The following is a 20,675-nucleotide window of genomic DNA, read 5'->3' on the forward strand; positions in this document are numbered from 1 at the left end:
GTTACGCTCCTTCGCCGGCAGGTTTCACCGACCACTTTTTCACGGTGATGATGTCGAACGGATCGTCGCCGTAGCGAACGACCATGCGATGCGGAAGCGTATAGCCGTCAGTCTCGCGGTATTCGCTGAATTCAATTTCGCACGGATCGGAATCGGTCTCGGGGAACATCTCCAGGACCATCAACTGCCCGGTCTTCTGGTCGAAGTAAGCTCGAATTTCCAGGGCATCGTACAGGCCAACCAACACGTCGTACTGCACGTCGAAGTCACGCCGCGGTGCAGTGCCCAGGTAGTAGACTTCACCGAAGGTGTCGAACTTCTCGCGAAGCAGACGCTTCCACGTGTAAAGGGCCAGGAACAGACCTCCGCTGCCGGCGGGCTCGAGCTTTTCGGTCAGGTCGCCAGCGATTTCGACATTGTGATTGACGCCGGCCATCTTGCCTTCGACGGTCATCGGGCCGATGTGGATCACGCCGTTGTCATTGTCGACCAGCGAGTACTGCAGCTCCCAGTTGTCCGACGTCTGCGACCAGTCCCCCATTGCATCGAGCGCCTTGCGGAGTCGCTTCTGATGCTCTTGGTTGAAGTGGTAATTGGCGTAGCCGGTCTTATCCTGGTACAGGTGCTTCCACTCTTCCGGCGGCTTGGCTTCTTCGGTTTGTGGGTGCCCTGGGACAGGGATCGGTCTCTTCGGCTTCTCTTCACCCTCTTTCGGAGCCTCCTTGCCATCTTCTGGCTGGGGTGCTTCTTCGGGGCTTGGTGGAATTGGGGCATTGCCGGTCTTTTCGAGTAGTTCTCGCCGCGAATGAACGCCGGCCAGGCGAACGACGGTGTCGTACCGTTTCCCTTCGCGTCGATACGAGAGGGGGATGCTCCAGCCGCGTGGATATATGCCGAGGATATTCTTGAAGCCGTTGACCGTGGTGATCTCGCGATTGCCGAAACTGACGATCTCGTCGCCGTAGCGCAGCCCGCGTCGGTACGCGTCAGAGGAACTCAAGATGTTGGTCACCACGACGCGTCCTTCGGTGTCGGTCGTTACCGTCGCGCCGAGGGTGGCATGGTCGATGATCCGGCCACTTTTCAGATAGCCGAGGAAGTTCATCACCTGATTGATCGAAATCGCGTAACCTACGCCCACGTTCACACGGCCACGTTTCTCGAACGAACCACGTCCGTTGATGCCGATCAGTTGACCTTTGTCGTTGAACAAGGGGCCGCCTGAGTTGCCAGGATTGATGGCCGCATTGGTTTGCAGACAGTCGGTGTATTCCAGAAGCGTCCCCGCCGGGTACTGATAGCGATGCACGCCAGAGACGATGCCCCAGGTAACGGTCGGTTGAAGATCGGTTGCCAGCAGGAATGGGTTGCCAACGGCGAAACACCAGTCGCCTGCCTGGACTGAGTTGCTATCGACGATTTCGGCCGCCGGGAAATCGTCACGACCGAGCATCTTGATGACCGCCACGTCCCCGACCGGGTCGACGCCGACGATGACGGCATCGTAGACCTTGCCTCCGTCTTCCGGCATGCTGCACTTCATGAAATTGCCGGCGGGGTCGGCCACGTGGAAGTTGGTGACCGCGTAGCCGTCGGCGCTGATGATCACGCCGCTGCCACCCCCGGCTGCTCCGGCGAAGACGGAGATGGTCGATGCCGAGGCCTTGGCGACGGCGGCAATCCGGGCCTGTTCTGCTTTGAGAACCAGATCGATCTCCGCCGCATTTGCGTGGTAGGCAAACAGGAGAGACAGAGCGACCAGTGGGGCAATGTGGACAGTGCGAAGCATGCGGGTTTCTTCTCGAATTATTTGAGCAGGCGTGCTTGAACGAGATGGAGCACGTCGCCAAAATCTTCGCCGTCATTTGCGTCGACTACGATCTTGAGTCGACTGACGCCTGAGATGTTCAAGGCGATGTCTTCTGGCGGGGTGTGATTGCTAAAGTCTTTTTCAAACAAAATCTTTTGATCGCCGATGATCTGCAGTTTGGCCGTGCAGGTACCTAAACTTTCTGGGGCAATGCCGACACGCATTTGCAGTTGGCGGAAGCCGGACGGCAGTTGGTAAAGCAGTTCCGAGGTCGCATGGACGGCGATGCCGCGCGCGTAAATCTGGGGTTGCTGATCCTCTTCCAGTTGAATGGGATCCCCCTGGAACGAATGGTTTATCCGCGGGGCATAAACCAGGGACAGGTCATCCACGGCGATGGCCGACTTAAGAACCGGCGTCCAGGTAATTCGGGTGGGCTTCAGTTCGTCAAGGAACTGGATGTTTCCGGCCGCGAAGTCGAACTTGGCGATCCGGTCGAAAAGGATCGGAATCTCGGTCCCGGTCAGGATGGTGACGCGCGTCTGACCGTTGTTCATCTTGATCGACTTGGCGACGAGCGCCGAGTCATCATTTAAGTGGACCACACACAGCGGCGCAGGGAACTCTCTTGCGGCACGTTGGTAGAAGAGCAGTCCGTATAGCTTGGCCGGATTGACGGTGGTCGTGATCTCGTCGAGTTGGATCTTGACCCCTTCGGCGGTGACGGCATGGATGACCACCTCTTGAACAGTCAGCATCCCTTCGCGGTTGAGAACGATCGCGTCGCCGCCGGTATGCTCTTTGGCAAGCTCATGCCATTTTTCGCGAAGCGGATCGTCGTCCGGGAGTTTCGCTTCGGAGGACTGTGGATCGGCCGGAAGCAGCCGTACCCCTTTGAGGGCACTGCGACCAATTTCGACGCGCGCCCCGGTACCGAGCATAAGTTCGGCATTGCGGGAAGAAACCAGCATGTCGGACACGAGTAAACGCGAACCATCCGCGAAAAACAGCTCTTTGCTGACCGCTTGCGTCTTGGCGGAATCGGCCTGCTGAAGCGGACGGACGCTGATGATCTCTTTAGCGGGAAAGACCGACGACTTACCATCGGACAGCTGAATTTTCAGCGAGTCGGCCGATAGCTCGACAAGGTCGCCGCTGGTTTTGGATCCGTCCAATTGCTGAACCTCGACCGCTGGTCCAGCGGCGAGGAGCGAAAGCATGATGAGGGAAAACGTCTTCATGAGGCGTCATGTCTCAGAGCGACAGTAGTCTGGTGGTTAGTTGTTGGCCGAGGAGGGGTCGCGGGCAATCTTGCGGAAGTACTCTTCGATCGCTCGGCGATAGTGCGAAGGGTACTCGTTGGAGATTTGCTGAAGCGCTTCCTGACGTTCCTTAGGAGGCAGGTTGCCCCACTCCCCTTTGTTCTTCATTTCTTTGGGATCGACATTGCCAGGACCACTCTCGGTGCCAGGTTGGCTGTCTTGTTGGGGCTGCGAGCCTTGCCCGTTGCCTTGTTGGGACTGCTGTTGTTGCTGCTGTTGCTGTTGACGCTGCTTTTCCAGGTCTTCGATCATTTTATCGAGCTTGGCAACGACGTCTTCTTCGGTCTTGCGGACCTTCTTGCCGGCGCGGCCCAGATCGAGACGACGTTCGATGTCCCGCATCAGGCGGGCAACTTCATCCAACGAGTCAGTCTCGAGCGGCTCGATATCCTTGAGCATCATCTGCGACAATGCCAGGTAGCGAGCCGGCAGGCCTTCCGATCGGGCCAGAAGCTGTTTTAGCGTGGCGACGCACTCGTCCTTCTGCAGCAGGTAATGCTGACAAGCGGCTTCAAAGAACAAAAGAGCGGCCGGGTCGACTACCTGATCAGGCGTCGGTTCGCTCAATTCTTTGAGAGCTTCGTCATAGAAACCTTTCTCGGCGAGCCACTTGCCGTAAACGAACTTCGCGTGATGGACGAGGAAGCCTGGTGGCCAGGCATCGGGGTTGCTCGGATCGAGTTCGATTGGGCCTTGGTAGATGCCTGTGTTTTGGAAGGCCTGAAGCTGTTGCCAGATGTCGTCGGCGCTGATCTCCAGCGACTGATCCAACAATTGACGAAGGTTAAGCGACGTATCGCCGTCTTCCAACCAGAGCGTCAGCAGTTTCTGCTTGGTATCAGAGGGGGCGTTAGTGATCTGGCTCCAGGCCGTGAGTTCTTCCGCCAATTGTTCCCGTGTGGGAGGGGCCCAATGGTCGGCGACGGCGAGACCCGCTTCCGCTTGGGCAAAGCTTGCGGAAACGTGTAGTCCCCCGAGAGCGACGATACTGCATACGCAGCAGGCAATTCGGCGAAAACTCATTGGTTCTTCCCCTGAACATTGTCCCGAGTGATGTCGTAAATGCGGCTTTGACGCTCGGCCAAGTCCCGCAACAGATTCTTCAAATCATCGCTGGTCGCCTGACCGACCTCGTCGTCGGCATCGTCCAGCATTTGAGCGTATCGATTGGTTCGTTGATTGACGCGAACTTGCATCGACTTGATCAACCGGAGTTCGGCAATCTTATCGACAAGCGGCTCTTCACCCTGTTGCTGCTGCTGTTGTTGCTGTTGCTGCTGTTGTTGTTTGCGTTCTTCCTGATCCTTCTGAGCTTGCTTGAGGGCTTCGAGCAGTTCCTCGAGCCCGGTGACGATGTCTTCTTCAATGGTGATGGTCAAACTGTCAAGCTTGGCTTGTCCCAGGCGATTGGCAACTTCCTGCATGTCTTCGCGAACCATCATCATCGATTCGGGAAATGCGATGGAAGAGCCTTCCTCTTTAAGTAGTTCCAGGCACTTGTCGGCTTCGACAACGATTTGCTTTTCCGCGAAGCTCAGTTTACCGGCTTCCGCGTCTTCGGCAGAGCCTCGCTGGTCGAGCGGGATCTGCGAGAGGCGTTCGGTGTCGTCGTTCACGCGTAGTTGCATTTCCAGCATCTTCGTGAAGCGAGCTTCCAGGCGAGCCAGGACGCGTTCGATTTCCTCTTCGCGAAGCTGACGCAGGATCTCTTCCAATTCGGCGATCGCCTGGGCTAACTCATCGCGGGCCGCTTGTTGCTCTTGGACGGCCCCTTCTTTGTCGGCTTCGTCCAGCTTCTTCTGGGCCTCTTGCATCCGCCGCTGGGCTTCTTCAATTCGCTTGCGAGGCGAGAACTCTTGCTGCTGCTGTTGCTGCTGGTTCTGCTCGCCTTGTTCTCCCTGCTGGCCTTGTTGACCCTGTTGTCCTTGCTGCTGGTTTTGCTGGCCCTGTTGGTTGTTTGGGCTTGGCTCCCCTTCTTGTCCCTCTTGCTTTTCCTGAGGCTGGCCATCCATGGGAGACTGGCCCATCTCGCCCTCTTTCTTCTGGGAATCCCCTTCCTTCTTTTCCGAGTCGCTCTTCTCGGAGTCTCCCTTCTCGGAATCGCCTTCTTTCATTTCCTGGTCGGACGATTCCCCTTCCTTGGGTTCCCCTGGCGAATCGGATGGTTGCCCTTGTCGGGACTGGCCCTCTTTCGACTCCCCTTCCTTCGATTGACCTTCTTTGCTTTGGCCATCTTGGGAGTCGCCTGATTGGTTCATGTCGCCAGGCTTGTTATCGCCGGACTCACCGTTTTGGTTGTCACCTTCTTCCGATTGATTGGACTTGTCCTCTTTGTCATCCGAGTCGCCGGACTTGCCTTCTTTTGAATCGGCATCCCCTTGCTGGGAAGCATCTTCGGGGCGGCCCCCTTCTTCCTGCTCGGCGATTTCATCGGAAAGAGATTTCGCGTCGTCGGCCAGGCGGGCTTGTTCGTCGGAAAGAGGTTTGGTTTGAGCGCCCCCTTCGGTCCGGCCCTGGATGCTACGCTGACGGTTCAAGAGCTTCTGAGCGGACTTGATGTACGACTTGATACGAGCTTCTTCGTCTTTGATCTGCTCGTCGCGATTTTCGCTTTGCAGCAACTTCAGGAGGGAGCGGAGGTCGTTCTCAATCAGGGTTTGCTGGTCGGAGGCACGCTTGAGTTGTCCCTCGGTGAGCGAACCGGTCGTCTCTTCCATTCGCGACAACACGCGCAAGTTGCGGCTGTTACGAACCGCTTCGCGCAGCAGGTTGGCACGCTGGGGATTGTTGGCCTCATCGATATCGGCCATTTTGAGCATCAGCTTTTCGAGCACGTCAAAGTTGGCGCTGAGTTGCTGTTGACGCTCGGCTAGAGTTTCTTTGCTGGCAACCTCAGGAGCCTGGGCGCGAGCGAGGCCGGCAAGGAAGACGATGCAAGTAAGGAGAATCAGCCCTCGCAGTCCAAACAGCGCACTTCGAATCGAAGGACTTTTAGGCATCGTGTTCTCCCTAGGATGAGAAAAGGGGGGTGGTCATATTGTAACCACCTGAGGACATTTACTTTAACAGATCCAGGATCTGCTTCTTCCGCAAATCTTCCGTTTCTTCGCGAAGATCAGTCTGAGCGTCGATCAGTTGACGCATCTTTTCCATAAGTTCGTTGAAGTTCTCCAAATCAAACATCTTCTCTAGGATACGTTCCATTTCGAGAATGATTGCGTCCGTTTGCTCCAGGGCAACCTCTACGACCGGCATAAATGGCTCGGGCTGATCGTAGAGTGCCTCCAATTGTTGCGTTGTGCTCTGTAATTGAGCATGCATCGGGTCCGATAATTTGGCAATCGGCTCGATGATCATCTTCTCAAGGCGTTCCTTCCGGGCGGTCGTATCCATCCGGTTAGACGTGAGTTCTACCCGGATTTCTTCGAAACCAACCCGAATTCCGACGAGTTCGCCGTCAGCCTTCTTACTGGCCTGCATGGCCCGCTGGATACGCAATCTCTGCAGATCGAGTGCCTTACGGAACATTTCTTGTGGATCTTGCGGTTCCCCGCCCTCCTGGAGGGTGGTTTCCGAGGCCGCAAACTGATCAGCACCTAAGGCGAACCGTTTGGCGTCGATCTGGATGCGGGCATATTCCTCACGCAGCCGCATCGTCTCGTCGCGGATCTGCTCAAAGCGGCGACGCAGATCGAGTTCGCGTCCTTCCAGCAAGGAAAGGAGCTTGTCGGCCGTCACCACGTCCAACTGCAGCCGGTCGGCCGTGCCGATATTCCCTTGGCCGTCCAGATCGCACTTGTCCTGGGCGAAGATCGCAATGGTTAGTTTGTCGTCTGGAATGACACGCAGGATGCCGTCAGGCGTTTGCTGATTCTTGAGGTCGATCACCGTGGTGAACGCTCCATCGGCGTCGGTGGTGATCGGAAGCTCCATTTTGGCTCCCCCGATGACTTGGATTTCGACCCACGAGCGAGCCACGCCAAAGTCATCCTGGATGCGGCCTTCCAGCCGGATCTGGGCGTTCTGCGTGATGGCCGAACCAATGCCCACGGGCCGCATTTCGACTGCCGGCGGAGAGTCTGGCACGGCGGCGATCTTCAGGCGATAAGGAATCTCGTTGGTGACCCCGTCGACGTCGTGCAGCGAAACTTCCAGTGGCAAATCGCGTGAAATGCTCGCGTACTCTTGGGTGATGGTCGTCACTGGCGGATCGAACTTCAGTTCCTGCGACTCTTGCGTGGAAAGGTCAAACAGCGTTGCCGATACGACCGGCTTGCTGGTGGTCATGCTCAAGGTGACCTGCGAGCCGACGGGCAGTTGGGTGGCGCCCGAGACGACTTCCTTGCGCGGCAAGAGGCCGGTGTACTCCGGCAGGACGGCGTCGACTTCGCTGCTGGTGATGAATGGGCGATCGACCACCTCGATGCGGTAGTCGGCCAGCTTGTGGTCGTAACCAATCACGTCGAACTCGAGCGACGTCGTCATGCCAGTGAGCGGTTTGCGATCGAAGACGAACGGCAGCTTGCCTTCCTCGCTGGCCGAGCCCACTCGCTGCATTCGAACCGAATCGGAGATACCATCACCGGTACGATAAACGAGCGTGCAGTAGCGCGGCGTGTACGAAGCATGGGTATCAGCCGCGACCAACAGACGGACCGAACTTCCGCGGGCGATCTTCACCGTCTTGTCGGTGAACGGAATCACGACGGTGGTCGAACCTTCTTGTCCACCAGCATCGTTGCGCTGCAGAATCTCCAGGCCGACGACCTCGATGTGAGCCAGACGCGGCCAGGTCTCGTCACTCAGGGCCAGCCGACTCATCCAAGTCTGAAACGCGGGAAACGCGATGACGGCAAATAACCCAATGCTCAACAGCGCCGCGACGGCCGCCGTTCCCTTCCGCCACAGGGGCGTGGGATCGAATAGCTCGGTAAGCTTCGCCTCGGGCAATGCGGCCAGGGCATCGTGGCGCGTTTGGGCGAGCATCTCTTGCTCGTAGGCATCGACGACGGCCCCCGATTCGGCGGCTTCGACCGTCGTCAGGAGGCTTTCGCCGAACTGCGGGAAACGCCGTTCGATCAGCAGGGCCAAACTGCGGTTGGGCATGCTGACGGCGAGTCGGCGGAAGATGAACTGAAACGCAATCCAAAGAGTGCCGATGCCGCCGATCGCTAACAGGACGCTACGGGCCTCTATCGGCATTTCACTGGCACCGAACGTGACTGGCAGGTAATCGATACCCAGGCCGACCCAGAAGACAATGCCCAGCCAAACCACGATGGCGGCGATGCCTTCAATGATGACGTACCGACGGATGCGGCTGCGCAATGTGGAGAGCAGCTGAACGATCGAATCGGGAAGTGGCTCGCGCGGAGTGCTCATGCCAGTTTTGCAAACCTCCGTTGAATCCATTCCACACTCAACGCCAGAACAATGAAGGCCAGCAGCCAGCCTCGCAGGCTTTCCTGGAAACTGCGGTCGGTCAAATCGGGAAGTGCCGTGTACATGTCGCGCGGCGGAAGAACTTCCGGTCCGATGTACGAGGGCAGATTGTCACTTTTCATCAGGTCATTAATCCCAACAATCGACTTGCCGCCTGTTTCGCTGGTAAGCGCCGTCAGGATGGCGTCGTCGCGGCGAGGATTGGCAATTTCGCGATCGGGAATACGCGCCCTGACTTCACGCGTGAGTAAACTGTCGTCCCCCCCGCCCGGTAGCATGACTTCGATACGGTATTCGCCATCTTGCAGCGGCGTGAACTGACCGGCGTATTGCCCTTGTTCAAACTCTGGCAGTTGGCGGAGCAGCAGCGGCTGTTCGGTCCCGTCAGGCAAGACCAGGCTGGCCTCGATTTGCGGATCGGAAAGGGGATTGTGCTGCGAGTCGGTCAGGAACGCACGCACGTCGACCGTTTCTCCCAGGGAAACCCTTTCGGCACTGACCAGCAGCAGACCGCGACTCGAGTCGCGAGCCAGCCGCCCTTGCGAGGCGTAGCGGATCAGCTTGGTATAGAACGCTTCAAAGTAGCCGACGTCCATCGAGCGGATACGCCACATTTCGCCACTGCCCAGGAAAATCACCCGGCCGGCACCGTAGAAGTGCGAGGCCATGTAGACCGGCGATTTGTTGTCGCCCAGTCCGCCTTGGGCATCGACTTCCGCCCAGACCGAAGCCCCTGGTTTCACGCCACTGACGGTGAAGTAGCCGTACACGCCGGGGAACTGCTGCCAGATGCGGCTGCTCACGTCGACGGAACTGTCGACCCGCAGGGCTTCCGCCTTTTGACCTTCGGGCGTCAGGATGACCTTGCGGGCAGTCTCTGACCCGAAGCGTCCCAGCCCGATCGACGTGCCGCGGCTGAAGAACGTGACGGGGTGCAAATCTTTGATGATGTCGATGGCATCGTTGCCACGACGAAGGCTCGCCCACTCTGGCGTGTAAATCGGACCGGCCACAACGATCAGCCCGCCTGCCTTTTCACCGACCCAGCGTTCCAGCAGTTGAATTTGATCGAGCGACAATTTCGACCAGTCTGGGTCGAAGGCAATGATGCAGTCGTAGTTCTCGAACAGTTCGGTTGGATCGCTGGGGAACTCGAACAACAGCTGGTCCGATTCCTGCGAGATTCCCTGCTCTCCTGTTTGTAGCAAGACGTGCAGTTCGACGTCTTTATCGCGGTACAGCTGGTTGCGGAGGAAACGGTATTCACGCGTCGGACCACCGGCCAAGAGCAGCACGCGGTTGCGCTGCTGGACGATCTGCACCTTGACTACCTTCTGGTTGTCGGAGCGGTCGATATCGGTTTCGGAGACCGAGACGATACGCAACTGATAGGCCCGGGTGCCGATGTTTTCCGGCGTGATCTGGAAGTCGACCGGAATCACTTCGCCATCCTTACCCAGTTGGATCGGCTCGGAGACCATGTCGATCGCTTCTTCTTTGAATTCGCCATTTTCGTCCATCACGCCGGAGGCAACCTGCAGCGTGACCGACTTATTGGGCATGCCGAAACCTTGGATGTAACCGCGGAGTTGGAACTGATCGCCGGGATAAGCTTTGGCTGGAGCTTCCAGGTCGACGATGCGAACGCTTTGCGGCTGTTGATCGGAACCGAGCCCGACCGTCACGATGCGGGCCCCGATCTCCCTGGCCATGCGAGCGGCTTCGATCGGTGGGGTCCCTTCGTTATTGGCCCCGTCGGTGACCATCAAAACGCCGGCGAACGGGCCGCCGCGTTCTTGGTTGACCAGCTGAATGACGGCATCGCCGATGCGGGTTTCCAGGCCGGTCGGTTGCAGCGACTTGGCCCAGTCGACGTCGGCAATCTCGGTGGTGTCTTCTTCGCCAGTAACTGCTGGTGCAGGTTCGCCGACGCTTTCGGCTTGTGGTTCAGGTTCGCCCAGGACGATGTCCCAGGGGCGTACTTCGTCGTTCTTCAGATCGCCGAACGCCACCAACACCACGGCAGCCAGCAGGCAGATCGCACTGATGAAGTTGAGGGGAGCCGCGGCTTTCGAGGCGGCCAGCAGACCGCCGCTCACCAGGGTAATCAGCCCGACGGCAACCAGGCCGATGCCGGTCCAGGTGATCCAGGTCATTTGCGACCACTGCTGGTCGAACGTGGCGGAATGCTGTTGCTCGAGTTCGACTTCGTTCTGGCCGGTGCGTGGGAAGAATGCGACGTTTCTTGGGGGTGAGGAATCGTCGAAGGTCATCACGTTCACGTCATGAGCATTGCGGAGCTGTTTGAGCAGTTCGCTTTGCGACAAAAGGGTGATGGCCTGATCGGCGCGAGAGGTCGTATCGGTCCCGGTACCAGGCGTGGCGTCGGCCAGCCCCATGCTTTGGCTGGTGTCGACCATGACGGCGACCCGCGAGTTCTCGCGGACTTCACGCTGCGTCTTTTTTTCGAGGTTGAAGAAGAATAGCAGCAGGCCGAGCAGTGCTGCCGTGCGCAGTCCGAATAAGACGAGCCGGCTCAGCGACGGCAGGGCATGCGTATCGCGGCGAGACCACCACCAGACGAAGCAGACAATCGCCGCGACAACGGCGACCAGCGTGGCCCACTGCGACCAGTACGGAAGTTCCGACAGTCGACTGAACTGATAAGCGGTGACGGTATTGGTAGGGGCCTGGTTCACGCGGCGGATGCTCCTGGAGCTACCGGGTGGTAGCTCGCGTAAAAGGCCAGGATTTGTTCCAAAAGCAATGCCCCGATCACCAGCACCAGCAAAATGGTCTGCCAGTTGGTGCCTTGTTGAGCGGCGTTATCGTATTGCCAGGCATCGGCGGCGAAGTAGTTGAATGTCACCGAGGGATACAACTGACGAAGATTCGTCTCGTTCATGCTCAACAGATCGCTCTCGGTGATCTCGGGAGCCAACGAGTAGCGTCGGACTTCGTTCGAGCCGTCGATCTTGGTCAGCCAGGCTTCGTACACGCCGGACTGGCCCGTCAGGAAACGGCCCGTGACCGGATCGACCCCGGCGAGATCCGCGCTGCCATCCAAGGTGCCGGCGACGGGCTGCATCTGCAGACGTTCGCTGCGATCGGTCGGAAGCCGCGTCGCGCCAGGGCTGTAGAATTGTACGTCAGTGCGATAGTCGGATGTGGGGGCAATCACCGAGATCGGCGAGCCAACGGGGAACGTCGACTCGCTGCTCTTCGCGCTACTGGCGTAGTTGCGTAGCTCGAGGATCGCCACGATGAAGCTCGGGTTCGTGGCCCAGCTGTTCCACTGCGGACCAAGTGAGGTGAGGAAAGTGACGATCTTGCCTCGGCCGAGGCTTTGTTCCAACACCAGCGGGTCGCCGTTGCGGAGGCTGCCCAGCACGCGGACGTTCTCAGGTTTGTTGGCTTCAAATTCCGGGACGACTGGGAAATAGCTACTGACCACCAGTCGACGCAAAAACGGGTTCTTTTCGCCTGCGAAGACTTTGAAGACGGGGTTGTCACCCGGATCGAAATCAGGTGGGCCATCCGGCGTATTCTGCGAAAGTTCAGCCGGTGCCTGAAGGCTGGTCGGCAAGAGATTGGCCTTGGCCAGTTCGGCGAGACCGAGTTCGTTGGCGCCAGGGCCGCAATACCAGACGATCCCTCCGCCAGACTCGACATACTGCTCGAGCGTCGTCATGATTCGTTCATCCAGCATCGGCGGGTCGATGATGAACACCGTTTCAAACTTCGCCAGGTCTTTGAGTTCGGCCGTGGTCAGGAAGCTGCTGCTGGTCGTGGTGGGGCTGATGCCGGTCGAGACGTTCGGGCCGGGATTGAAGACCGATTGCAGGTAAAACGCATTGGTCAACTTGGGATCGCCATCGACGATCAGCACGGGGATCGTCGACTCCACTTTGGTGGTCGCAAAGCGAAGGTTATCCAGCGGAAGTGGGTCTTCCGGCAGGCGGAAGGAGAGGACGTGGGAACCTTCGGCAGGAAAGATGATTTGCGTTTGTCGCGTGACCTGATCGCCAGGCGGGATTTCGTCGAAGGTGATCGGCAACTGATCGTACAGACGCTCGAGGGCGTTGCCGGCCTGTGAAATGTCGGTCATGCCGGAGCTAGAGCCGAACAGTTCGATGTTGACCGGTACGTCGACGGCTGTTTGCTGGCCGAAATTGCGGACGGAGACCTTCACGATCGTGGGAATGCCGGCGACCACGGTGCCGCTGCCAATCGAAACGTCGGTGATAGCCAGGTTGTCTTGAGGAAGCCGGGCGCAGTTGATCCAGTTAAGCTCGATCGAACGCTGCTCGATCCGGGAAATCGGATCCCGCAGGGTTGCTTCCGATCCCCAGTCTTTCTCGCGGAAGTCAGAAACGATGTAGACCTGGGCGACTTCCGATTGGTCGAACTCGGTCACGATTTCGCTGCCGCGCTGCAGCACCTCGGCCAGCGGAATGGTTTGCTCGGTTGGTGAGGTATTGGCCAGCAGTTCTTGCAGCTTGGTGATGCTGGTCGAATCCATGTCGACCCGCATTCGGGCCTCCAGGTTAGGTGCCTTCGCATCGGCATCGCCACGCAGGATGTCCGAGTAGAGCACGACGGAAATCCGCTGCGGGCGGTCCTGGTTGGCCAGGTTCTCGATAATGCGGTTGGTCGTCTTCACGGCCGACTCGAAGGCCGTGTCCCCCCCCAGGCGTTCTCGCATCGAGAAGGTATCGTCCAGCATGATCAAGTGATGGGTCACCCGGTCGCCGATCATGTTCGACCAGCTTTGCGTGGTAATCAAGCCGGCCAGCATCGCGACGATCAAGGCAATGGCGGCCATTCGCGTGAGCAGCAGCAACAGCTGGCGGAGCATGACCCAGTGCTTCATCCGCTTGTGGCTTTGGAGCAGGAAGTCCATAGCCGCCCACTTGACGCGCCGGTGCCGCATCATGTTGATCAGGTGGATCAACACGGGAAGCGAAACAAGGGCAAACGCCCAAGCCAGGGCTGGATAGACGAAAAGCATTACGCCTCAAACTTACTTAGTTGCGCTCATCTAGTTTCGATGGTGCATTCCCAGTCGATTGGAAAGGTACGTGGTCAGGACGGTCGCCAGGGAATCCCGCGTACGAACCAGGGCATAGTCGATCGTGTTTTTGGTGCATTCTCTACGAATGGACGCGGTAAACTCGTTGACCGCTTCCAGGTACCCTTCGCGAAGTGCGCGCGGGTTACAGGTCAAATGTTCGGGGAGTTCCAGTCCTTCGAATCGGGTTGAGCCGCTGAAGGGAAAGTCTAGCTCGTCGTCGTCCATCACGTGGAACACCATCACGTCGTGTCCGCGTTGACGTAAAATGCGAAGTCCCTTGGCCGTGGCGGCGACGTCCCCGAAAAAGTCGGAAATGACGATCACCAAACCGCGGCTGGTATACCCTTCGGCAAACTGCTTGCAAATGGTGTGCATGTCGGTCTTGTCGCGCGGCGACTGGTTGGCAAGCGCTTCGACGACCGTGTTCAGATGGGTCCGTTTGCTGAGCACCGGCACGCGATACCGAATGGCATCGTCAAACACGGCGCAGCCCACTGCATCTTGTTGTTTCAGAATCAAGTACGCCAGCGAAGCCGCGATGGTGCACGCGTAGTCGTACTTGTTCAGCGGGCCGTCGCCGTAGCTCATGCTGGCCGAGGCGTCGACCATCAGCATGCTGCGCAGGTTGGTGTACTCTTCGTACTGCTTGATGAAGTACTTGTCGTGCTTGCCGAGGACTTTCCAGTCGATATGGCGCAGATCGTCCCCGGTCGCATACTCGCGATGCTGAAGAAACTCGATCGACTGCCCGAAGTAGGGGCTGCGATGAGTACCGGAGAGAAATCCTTCCACGACGTGCCGGGCTCTGAGTTCCAGTTTGGAAATCCGCCCGAGCGTCTCAGGATGCAAATATTTTTTGGAATCGGGCATCGCTGGTTAGCTGATCCTCTTTGGCGGGCGTTTCCTGCAGAATCCGATCGATCACGTCGTCGGCCGATACTCCTTCACTCTCCGCACCGTAGTTCAGCACAATGCGGTGCCGCAACACAGGCTTGGCAAGTGCCTGGATGTCTTCGGTCGTGACGTGCGTGCGGCCATGCAGCAGAGCCCGAGCTTTACCACCGAGAATAAGAAACTGAACACTACGCGGACCGGCACCCCAAGAGAGCATCTCGGTCACGAAGTCAGGAATGCCAGGCTCGCCGACGCGTGTCTGGCGTACCAGCGTGATCGCGTAGCGAATGACGTGATCGGAAGCAGGAACGTCGCGAACCAGGCTTTGCAGTTCGATCAGTTCTTCCGCGGTCAGAACCGGTTCGAGCTTAACGGTCTGCTTGGCGGTGGTGCGGCGAGCGATTTCAAATTCGTCGTCGAAGCTGGGGTACTTCACAAAGACCTTGAACATGAAGCGGTCCTGCTGCGCTTCGGGTAGCGGGTAGGTCCCTTCCTGTTCAATCGGGTTTTGCGTGGCCAGCACGAAGAATGGATCGGCCAGTTCGTGACGCACGCGGCCCACGGTCACGGTGCGTTCCTGCATCGCTTCCAGCAGTGCGGCTTGAGTCTTGGGCGGGGTACGGTTGATTTCGTCGGCCAGAATCACGTGCGAAAAGAGCGGACCCTGCAAAAAGCGGAACTCGCGAGAACCGGTCGATTTGTTCTCTTCGATGATTTCCGTGCCGGTGATGTCGGCCGGCATCAGGTCGGGCGTGAACTGGATGCGGCTGAAGCTCAACTCCAGCACCTTCGACAACGTGCTGATCATGAGGGTCTTGGCCAGCCCCGGGGCCCCTTCCAGGAGGCAGTGGCCTCGACTCATCAAACAGATGAGCAACTCTTCGATAACGTCGGACTGGCCGACGATGACTTGGCCAAGCTGATCAAGGATTCGCGCTCGCGCGACAGATATTTTCTCGATCGCCGATGCGGCGAACTCTGATTCAGACATCCAGGATCTTTCTGTTCTCAAAGAAAATCAGGGAGGAGCAAGTAAGGTTGCGATCGCCGAAATGGTTCACCAATTCGTTAAACCTTACCTCGCTTATCGTAACTTGTTATGCGCGATTTCACAACATAAATAGCGGTAGCCCGAAGGCGTGAGGCAAGCCCTAGGGCGATGCCTTTGCTGACGATGGGGGGTAGGAAAAGTCGATTTCGGTAGCTGCCGGTGGGGCCGGAACAGGAGGTTGGTCTGGGTCAAATTTCAATTTTACTTCCAGGGCCGCCAGTTGAAGCTGGATGCTCTTGTCGCTCGGATCGCCTGACAAGGAAAAAGTAACGCTCAATTCGCTAAATTCCCTTCGGAAAAGGAGACGTCCGTCCCGCTTATCCAGCAGCAAGACTTCCAGTGCCGAATTCATCTGGGGCGTCCGGGCATCCGGGCGATGCAGCCGAGCCACCAACGCGATCACCGGCAAGCCGCTCGATTGGAAGTCCTCTAGCAGGTAGTTATCGTGCACCAGGGCCGGGCTTTCCCAAACCATTTCGCCCGAGTCGGTGTTGATGGCATAAATTTCTCCTCGCAAAAGCGTTTCGCTGTTGTCGTAAGGGATACTGCGGAAATGCGGCCGCGGGTTGATGTCGCGGTAGACCGCCAACAGGAACTGATCATCCGACTCGACCACCTTCAGCTGAATTGCTTCACCATCGCGTGGAAGAGTCTTCTGGTGAACGATCTTGCCATCGGGGATGTTGACGATTTGCAACTGGCCGAATTTATCGAGGGTCGCCAGCCATGGTTTTCGGCGCAAGAGAACTCCCTTGGTTACGCTGGTGGCTTCGTAGCTTTTGGTCCACAGAAGCTTGCCGGTGGCGGCGTCGTAGCCTGATAGGCTCGGCGACTGATCCATCTCCTTGGTATGCCACGAGACGACCACACCCTCGCGAACCGTCCAGATTCGATCGGAGCTGGGAAGCTCAACCGTATTGAGCAGTTCGCCATTGTCGGCCGACAGAACCAGGGCTTTGACGGTCGCGCCAAGCTCGCCCCGCTCGTGATCTTCGTCTTCCGGGATGGCAATGACATGCTTTTCCGTGACGACCAGTTCGCACCCGAGATCGGCTCCGTCCCGTTCCCAGTAGATGCCACCGGAGATCGGATCGCGGCAGATGATGCGCGAGCCGATCTGGTAGCAGATCAATTCGTGGTTGCCGGCAAACTGGCCGATCGGTTTGTGCGTCGTGACGTCGCGGGCTGTGCGCTGCATCTCGGCAAACGGGTTCGACTTCTTGGTGTAGACGTCGAACTCACGGGTGCGGCGGTTCGATCCGGCCACGCCGTTTTGCAGGTCAGTACTCCAGATCAGCCGTGACGAGTCTTCGCTCGGAAGGTTGGGCATCATGTTGAATGCCTGAAGTTCGCTACCGAGCGACATGATCAAAAGGTGCCCGAACTGCTGGGCGTGCAGCGCACCGATTTGAGGCTGATACAGCTTGCGGCCGCTCTGCGTCGTAAATGGAATCCGCACGATCGGGCTGCCGAACGAGTCGCGAACGATCACCAGGTTGGCGTCGCTATCGAGCAGAAGCGAATAGTCGGTCGGTGCGATCTTGTTGGCTTCTTTCAGGCGGATCGGATAGTCGACACGACTAAAGCCTTGGCTGGGATGCTGCTCGACTTCCGCGGTTGCCGCGGAATAGGGCCAGATGCTCTTCTCGCGGACGATCGCCGCGGCGACGGGATTCCACTGCTCGAGAGCGGCTACCTGGCGACCGGTTCGCTTGCCGTCGACGGCGACGTTGCTGTAATTGCTAGAGATTTCTTGGAACCACTGGGCCGACTCATTCTCGAGGCCTGACTTCTTCAGCCCGGTTGCCAGCTTGAATACCAGGGGGCCCATCTCTTCTGGCGGGACGTCTTCGCTCATCAAGCCGCGGAGGACGCTTTCCCCCTGCAGGATGAGCCCTTTGTCCAGCAGGATATTCGCCAGTTCAACGCGTGCCTGTCTGGCCGCGGGAAAGCGGGGGAAGCGATTGACGAATCGTGCGAGTTCCTTGCCGTCGGCGTTCTCAGCAGCCACGATCCTGTCGAGTCGCTCTTGGACGGCCTTGTCCGCTTGAGCTTGCTCCTCCGCGGTCATCGCATCATGAAGCTGGCTGATTTTTCCGCGTGCCCATCGATCGGCACTGACTTCGACATCGGGATCGAAATCGTGAATCAACATTTCAGTAGGAACGACCTGCGATGACAAATACTCGTCGGTCAGATCCAGAAAAGCGAAGTAGCGTTTAAGCGCTTCGTCGTGCTTTCCTTCGGCATGCAGTCCTCTGGCAGTTAGACGTGCCAAGGCCATTTTCTCGTCGAGCGAGTTCACCAGTCGCTCCATTTCCTCGACCACGTCGCGGAACTTCGAAAAATCTTGCCCCAGTGCCGCGAGGCCTGTGGCGACTAACTGGGTGCGTGTCTCGTCGTTGGCTTCGATATCCATCGAACGCTGCAGCGACGCAAGTGCTCCGGATAGGTCTCCATCGTGTTTTTGTAGTTTCCCAAGCATCCGCAGTGCCTCGGCGTCGTTGGCATCCTTGGCAAGACGATCAGTGACTTCACGACGAAGGGCATCGATTTGCTTGTAAGCCGTGACGAATTCCGGGCTAACCGAGATGACGTAATCTTTGTAACAAACGAGGTTCCCCAGTTCGCCAACCGCATCGATCGGAGTCTCTAGCTTTCCGTCAGCCAGGTGAATCGGAATGATCTCGTTCTTGGTGGTCGGCAGATAGTACTTGCCGTCAAGCCGGAAGCCATAGCCGCTGGGCAAAGACTGCTCAGGCAATTCGGTTTCTTCTGGTTTCCAGGCTGGTTCGCCGTTCTCGATATTCACGCCGGTGACGGAAGTCTTGCCGATCACCAGGGCCAGGTTTCCTTCGACGGTTGCGAGCGCCACATTATCGCGTCTCGGACGTTCCCAAAGCTTCTCGCCGGTCAAAAGATCCAAGCAATAAAGGAAATCGGAATCGGTCGGAGTGACAAGGACTTTCCCTTGATGTAATAGAGGCGTACCGTCGTTCCAGCGATCGGCCAGCGCCATGAAGTCCCCGCCTTGGTCGCGGCTGGAAACACGCCGACCAGGTCGATTACGGTCAGGCTCTTTGTATTGAAAACCCCACAAAAGCGCCTGGTTGGAAAGGTCGACCGCGACGATGGAGCCAGAGTTGGTCGGACAAACCAGGATGCCACCCTTGTGCGAAGGAGTGGCGGCCTGCAGGTACGACTCGAGTAGTTCAGTCGGACTGGCACTCGTTTGGCGGGCCAGTTGCTGCGACCAATTGATGTGGCCTGAATCAGCATCGATGCAAAGCAGGCGAATCTCGTCGATGATGCCGGCCAGCACGAACAGGTCTTTGCCGATGGGGAGCGGCGGACCGAGGAAGCGAGCTTCGGAAAGCTGGTTCTTGGCTTGATCTTCGTCGGATGTCGCACCCCCGAGTTGCCAGAGGATGGCACCTTCGCGAGCGATATCGAAGCAGTACAAGTGATTCTCTTGACCGGCAAACAGACCGCCAGTGCTGCGGAGTCCACCACTGGCCAGAAGCGCTCCCAGGTCATCGCCTGGCGGCCGCTCGTCATGTACGTAGAACAAACGTTTTCCGTCGGAAGACAAATGCCCCGAGCGAGCGTCGGCCCAGATAGCCCGTTCAAATTCGCGTCCCAATGCTGGAAAGATGTTGCTCAGCAGATCGGACTCTTGGTCGGAAAGATCGAGGTCGAGATTATCCCACGGGAACTTCCAGAGCACCTTGCCGCTCTTGATGTCGGTCGCCAGCAAGCCAGATGGTGTACGGAAGATGACCTGATTCGAGACAATCACCGGGTGAATCGCAGGAAACACAGGGACGCGATTGTCCTGGAAACGCTGCATCGAACCGCGAATGTCGTCTTGTTGCTGCCGGCTCTGTGCCATGCGGGCATTCCACTGCACCTCTTGCAGCGGTTCGCTGCCGCGCGAAGGAGCCGTCCGCGTTTCGGACCCCTGGAACATCTTCCAGGCATACGGTGGGTGCTCGTTGTTCGCTTCAGCCTGGGCGAGTTGTGCGAGGATCTTCTCGGGAGGAGTGCTGCCGACGATTTTCAGGCTGGGAAGCAATCGATCGAGTGCCTTGTCATCTTTCAGTCGAAGGATGATCGCCTTCGCTTCATCCTGTCGGCCGACTTCCGCCAGGCAGATTGCCCGCATCAGGTCCGTTTCGCTCTGGTACTTGCGCGATTGCTGCGGTTTGTAGTCGAGACGCCGCAAATCCAAGAGCGCTCCCTCCCATTGACGAGCATCCATCGATTTGCGAGCGAGAATAATGGCGGCCTTCTCGCCGGCTTCCGTGAAAAGAAATCGCCGCGCGACTTCTGACAGTTTCCGCTGGTCGTTCTCGATCAGAGCCTGCTGAAGCAGTGCGTCCGGCTCGGTACCGACCAACAACTGATACGCATCGAGAACGCTCGGAGGAAGTTTTTGGACGAGTTGTAAGGTAGTCGACTTCACGCTGTTGGAGGTGGTCTCTTTCCCGTCATCCAGCGGGACGAGGAAGTCCTCGGCATTTTCACCAGCCAGCAGTGCGATCAGGTCTTGGGCCGCATCGGTCCAGCGCTGGTCATTCGAGGCCTCTTCGATGCGATCGAGCCGTAAACGGGCTTCTCTTGGAATCGGCAGGAAGAACGAGGACTCCAGGTCGGACTGTTCGTCTTGGGCGGCGGCAACGCAGGGAATCAGGCAACCGGCGATCATCAGAGCGATAACCGGGAATTTATGGAAGACTTGGAGGCGGTTTGCACCACCAGCCAGAAGAGGATTTGAGTTCCAAATCATGAACGTGCCCTGCATTTCCGTTGAAGGGGGAATACCACCGAGCCGCGGCCATCCAGCCGTGCTTTCTCTGGCTTTGCCCAATAGTACTCTATTCCAGTTTCACCCAGGAAAACAAGTTTTGGTAATCTTGCCCAGAGAAATTGCCGTCCGGCAGTCCAGATTTTCACGCCTGCCGCGCTTCTGTGACAAGCATATAGACGATTGGCGAGCCGTTGGCGTTTGAGAAAACCCCGGTTAAATGGGTCTGAATCGCCGGTGGCAGAGCCCAAACGAGGGGCAAAAAAGGGCTGGAA

At 57.9% G+C, this 20,675-nt stretch carries 10 protein-coding genes; all 10 read right to left on the reverse strand.

The features are described 5' to 3' along the window. Nucleotide 1: 1 nt before the first annotated feature. Nucleotides 2-1,789 carry a S1C family serine protease gene (locus Pan97_RS10820; RefSeq protein WP_144972406.1) on the reverse strand — a complete coding sequence of 596 codons (1,788 nt, stop codon included), beginning with the start codon at nt 1,787-1,789 and terminating at the stop codon, nt 2-4. 17 nt (nt 1,790-1,806) lie between these two features. Further along, nucleotides 1,807-3,051, reverse strand: coding sequence for an NPCBM/NEW2 domain-containing protein (locus Pan97_RS10825; protein ID WP_144972408.1), 1,245 nt, complete (start codon nt 3,049-3,051; stop codon nt 1,807-1,809). Between the two features lie 36 nt (nt 3,052-3,087). Then, nucleotides 3,088-4,155, reverse strand: coding sequence for a hypothetical protein (locus Pan97_RS10830; RefSeq protein ID WP_144972410.1), 1,068 nt, complete (start codon nt 4,153-4,155; stop codon nt 3,088-3,090). Further along, nucleotides 4,152-6,131 carry a midas domain-containing protein gene (locus Pan97_RS10835; RefSeq protein WP_196782347.1) on the reverse strand — a complete coding sequence of 660 codons (1,980 nt, stop codon included), beginning with the start codon at nt 6,129-6,131 and terminating at the stop codon, nt 4,152-4,154. Before Pan97_RS10835 ends, Pan97_RS10830 begins: the two co-directional genes overlap by 4 nt. Nucleotides 6,132-6,189: 58 nt before the next feature. Then, complete coding sequence (locus tag Pan97_RS10840; RefSeq protein WP_144972412.1) at nt 6,190-8,514, reverse strand: hypothetical protein; 2,325 nt, start codon at nt 8,512-8,514, stop codon at nt 6,190-6,192. Next, on the reverse strand, nt 8,511-11,273 hold the full coding sequence (locus Pan97_RS10845) for a hypothetical protein (RefSeq protein WP_144972414.1): 2,763 nt from the start codon (nt 11,271-11,273) through the stop codon (nt 8,511-8,513). Before Pan97_RS10845 ends, Pan97_RS10840 begins: the two co-directional genes overlap by 4 nt. Then, a complete protein-coding gene (locus tag Pan97_RS10850; RefSeq protein WP_144972416.1) occupies nt 11,270-13,585 on the reverse strand; it encodes a vWA domain-containing protein in 2,316 nt (771 codons plus the stop codon). Before Pan97_RS10850 ends, Pan97_RS10845 begins: the two co-directional genes overlap by 4 nt. 30 nt (nt 13,586-13,615) lie before the next feature. Then, a complete protein-coding gene (locus tag Pan97_RS10855; protein ID WP_144972418.1) occupies nt 13,616-14,518 on the reverse strand; it encodes a DUF58 domain-containing protein in 903 nt (300 codons plus the stop codon). Then, nucleotides 14,487-15,533: an AAA family ATPase gene (locus Pan97_RS10860; RefSeq protein ID WP_144972421.1), complete on the reverse strand. Its 1,047-nt coding sequence runs from the start codon at nt 15,531-15,533 to the stop codon at nt 14,487-14,489. Before Pan97_RS10860 ends, Pan97_RS10855 begins: the two co-directional genes overlap by 32 nt. Before the next feature lie 160 nt (nt 15,534-15,693). Beyond that, complete coding sequence (locus tag Pan97_RS10865; protein ID WP_165698697.1) at nt 15,694-20,382, reverse strand: outer membrane protein assembly factor BamB family protein; 4,689 nt, start codon at nt 20,380-20,382, stop codon at nt 15,694-15,696. Between the last annotated feature and the right edge of the window lie 293 nt (nt 20,383-20,675).

The sequence above is a fragment of the Bremerella volcania genome (assembly GCF_007748115.1).
In the GTDB taxonomy this organism is placed as follows: Bacteria; Planctomycetota; Planctomycetia; order Pirellulales; family Pirellulaceae; genus Bremerella; species Bremerella volcania.

Excerpts from the sequence above, each read along its gene's own strand:
- Pan97_RS10855 (WP_144972418.1), bottom strand. The coding sequence starts at position 14,518 with ATGCCCGATTCCAAAAAATATTTGCATCCTGAGACGCTCGGGCGGATT.
- Pan97_RS10850 (WP_144972416.1), bottom strand. The coding sequence starts at position 13,585 with ATGCTTTTCGTCTATCCAGCCCTGGCTTGGGCGTTTGCCCTTGTTTCG.
- Pan97_RS10820 (WP_144972406.1), bottom strand. The coding sequence starts at position 1,789 with ATGCTTCGCACTGTCCACATTGCCCCACTGGTCGCTCTGTCTCTCCTG.
- Pan97_RS10860 (WP_144972421.1), bottom strand. The coding sequence starts at position 15,533 with ATGTCTGAATCAGAGTTCGCCGCATCGGCGATCGAGAAAATATCTGTC.
- Pan97_RS10865 (WP_165698697.1), bottom strand. The coding sequence starts at position 20,382 with ATGATTTGGAACTCAAATCCTCTTCTGGCTGGTGGTGCAAACCGCCTC.
- Pan97_RS10830 (WP_144972410.1), bottom strand. The coding sequence starts at position 4,155 with ATGAGTTTTCGCCGAATTGCCTGCTGCGTATGCAGTATCGTCGCTCTC.
- Pan97_RS10840 (WP_144972412.1), bottom strand. The coding sequence starts at position 8,514 with ATGAGCACTCCGCGCGAGCCACTTCCCGATTCGATCGTTCAGCTGCTC.
- Pan97_RS10825 (WP_144972408.1), bottom strand. The coding sequence starts at position 3,051 with ATGAAGACGTTTTCCCTCATCATGCTTTCGCTCCTCGCCGCTGGACCA.
- Pan97_RS10835 (WP_196782347.1), bottom strand. The coding sequence starts at position 6,131 with ATGCCTAAAAGTCCTTCGATTCGAAGTGCGCTGTTTGGACTGCGAGGG.